Source organism: Vibrio sp. 811 (assembly GCF_033339195.1).
Genome location: NZ_JAWOUB010000052.1, coordinates 1 through 2602 on the forward strand (window position 1 = coordinate 1; position 2602 = coordinate 2602).

General features: G+C 41.9%; 4 protein-coding genes and 1 pseudogene. All 5 read right to left on the reverse strand.

The window, feature by feature from the left end; all coding sequences use genetic code 11:
- Positions 1–966: protein rep (locus tag R7Q46_RS24620; RefSeq protein ID WP_318077859.1), on the reverse strand; the 966-nt coding region annotated here is incomplete at its 3' end.
- 110 nt (positions 967–1076) lie between these two features.
- Positions 1077–1313 (reverse strand): hypothetical protein, encoded by a 237-nt coding sequence (locus R7Q46_RS24625; protein ID WP_258619371.1) that lies wholly within the window; start codon positions 1311–1313, stop codon positions 1077–1079.
- Positions 1314–1506: 193 nt separating this feature from the next.
- Positions 1507–1863 carry a hypothetical protein gene (locus R7Q46_RS24630; protein ID WP_276439421.1) on the reverse strand — a complete coding sequence of 119 codons (357 nt, stop codon included), beginning with the start codon at positions 1861–1863 and terminating at the stop codon, positions 1507–1509.
- Positions 1856–2056: a hypothetical protein gene (locus R7Q46_RS24635; protein WP_258513079.1), complete on the reverse strand. Its 201-nt coding sequence runs from the start codon at positions 2054–2056 to the stop codon at positions 1856–1858. Before R7Q46_RS24635 ends, R7Q46_RS24630 begins: the two co-directional genes overlap by 8 nt.
- A 61-nt stretch (positions 2057–2117) precedes the next feature.
- A pseudogene (locus tag R7Q46_RS24640) lies at positions 2118–2602 on the reverse strand (hypothetical protein); the annotation flags it as partial.

The window sequence follows — 2602 nt, forward strand, 5'->3', positions numbered from 1 at the left end:
CCCCTTTCGTTTGGTGGTTTTAGCATTCGCCTTAGTCATTTCATCCTCAATACCCCACTTAGAGACATATTCAGACGCATAAGAACCATCTTTAACGGTGCAGCCGTGCTCATTTGGCTCAGGAAGGCCAGAGTTAACACAAGCATTTTTCCAAGCTTTTTTATAGAAATACTCAAGGCCAGAAGATGTGATCGTATCATTGGTAAAAACAATCATATGGATGTGAGGGTGAAACCCATTTTTGCCATGAGTAACCTCAATAGCTCTAATAAATCCAATAATTTCGTTCTGCTCATCAGCACGCTTTATCAAAGATTTAATAGCATTCTTACCACTCGATAATCGGCGATAAGCCTTTCTCATACGATCCAAAATATCGTTTAAATCATCGCTAATACCATGAGGAAAAGTGAGGGTTACAAAGTGACTTCGATAGCCCTTTGCTTTAGCAGATTCTAAGGCATCCTTAAGTTCGATTCTTCGACGTTCAGAAACCTTCGCAGCACAAACGGGACAATGCCAAACAGAACCGCAAGCCATTAAACCCTGATAAAAAGCCTTGCCATGCTCAGCACTTTTTAAGATCTCAATTGGACGCAAACCACCATTCAAAGAATCTGGAGCACGGAACCGCATGCATTTGGAAGTTCTCGAACCAGGCATTAAATCATTCACTACAGACTTAAGAGCAAATCGCTTAGACCTGCCCACCTGACCGTTGTATTGATGGCGATATTTTGAAACAAAAATACCGTTACTTGCAGCGGGTTCTACAGGAGTAATTTCGCCAGTCTCAAGAGAGTAAACCGCTTGTAAATCGGGGCTTTGAGAGGGGGGTGAAGAAGTTTTGGTAACTATACCAAGGGGCGCACCCTTTTTCGGTTCCTCCACGTGCCACCCCTGCTGCGCAGAGGTAGCACCTGAAAGACCCGAAGAGGGGTTGCAAGCTAAGGTATCATCACTCATAATTAAATCCGTTAATTGCACTCATAATTAACACCGAGCTTTTGGAGAGGCGGCAACCAATCCGAAAGCGAAAACCCAATAGAGTTAAGGTCTATTGGGTTTTTTTATGCCTATTGTTCAGACTCCGGCTTATCTTCATCGATAACAGAGCTAAACATTTGTAGCATCTTTTCCATTCCCTCAGATGAGGCTTTCTGACTAACCATCGCCGTTCTATCATTCAAAACAGCCTTAGCGACGACATTGTTGATGTAGCTATTGGGGCTAATGCTCAGAGCCTCACAAAGCTCAACAAGCTTAGAATCCAACTCTTCAGTAAACGAGATGCTTCTTTTCTTAGCAGCCATAATTAATCCCATAGTAACCAATATGAACCGAATATAAATCTTATTTGAGTTATATGCAACTGACGCGCGGAATAAACATAGGTGGAAATATTGGCAATGTGCCCGCTTGTCTCTCGACCGAGAGGAAAAAAACTGCGTTTTTCACCTCCCAGCCGAGTCATGAGAAAAACTCTCAACTAATCTATATGCTTCTTTATAGAAGTTGGTCTAAAAGAAATAGTGCATGTCGCAATTGAGCCTCTGAATAAGACGCACCGTCAGGCGTGACAATGTGACCACCTTTGAAACTCCAATTACTGAAACCTGTAATTTCTGGAAGGAAACGACCAGATTCAAAAGTCCAAACCTTACGAACGAGAGACGGAATCTCTTCCCCATCATCCCAACGGTGAACTTGATCCAAATCGACACCAACAGATGAAGCCGCCAGATGTTCACTCAAACCAAGATGCTGAAAACGAAATATAAAATTAGGGTGGATTCTCTCACTACGAACAAAAGGAGCACGAGAAAAAAAACGAGATGCTTCATTCCAATCAACATTACGCATTTTCCATCTCCTCAAAAACTTCGATAGCTTTGGAAGCGATGGACGAATAAAGTTCGTAACTCTGGAAGTAGTACCACGACTCAAAAACAGACAAAAAAAGAACCTTTTCGACTGGATTTAAATCACTTGAAGAAACAAGAACAGAAAGACGGTTGTAAAACACGTCCTTTTCAATAGGATGTTTGATAAGCATAGTTATTCCTTGCAATAATTATGTTAGGCATTTGGAGAGGGCCGAATCTCTTCAAATGCCGCTAAGTTTCAATTATGGGGTGTGGCGAATCTTCTTCGTCGTTCCTCCTCCTCAGTCTCGTCGTCGTTACTCCTTGAAGATTCTCCAAGAAAACATTTATAGCAAGAGGGTTAGCCTCAGCTACAGAAAGTAAATTCGCTTCTTGCTTGTGTCTTAAAACAAGCTTCCATTGTTCGAGAGTGACTTGAGCCAAAAGATAAGAACGGACATCATCAGGTTTGTTAACGATCTCTTCATCAGTCTGTTCCTTTGAAATATGTAACGCTTTTCTAAGTCCATTTGACCAATACAATTGACGCTGACCAGAAAAAGCATTCGCATAAACCAAGAAAAGAGCATTCGCCTTTTCAGTCGGATAATCCTCATCATCACCAAGCAATGAAGCCTGTAAAAGACCCCAAGGAGTTAACCCCTTTCGTTTGGTGGTTTTAGCATTCGCCTTAGTCATTTCATCCTCAATACCCCACTTAGAGACATATTCAGACG

Coding starts and splice junctions, on each gene's coding strand:
- R7Q46_RS24630 (WP_276439421.1), bottom strand. CDS start 1,863: ATGCGTAATGTTGATTGGAATGAAGCATCTCGTTTTTTTTCTCGTGCT.
- R7Q46_RS24625 (WP_258619371.1), bottom strand. CDS start 1,313: ATGGCTGCTAAGAAAAGAAGCATCTCGTTTACTGAAGAGTTGGATTCT.
- R7Q46_RS24635 (WP_258513079.1), bottom strand. CDS start 2,056: ATGCTTATCAAACATCCTATTGAAAAGGACGTGTTTTACAACCGTCTT.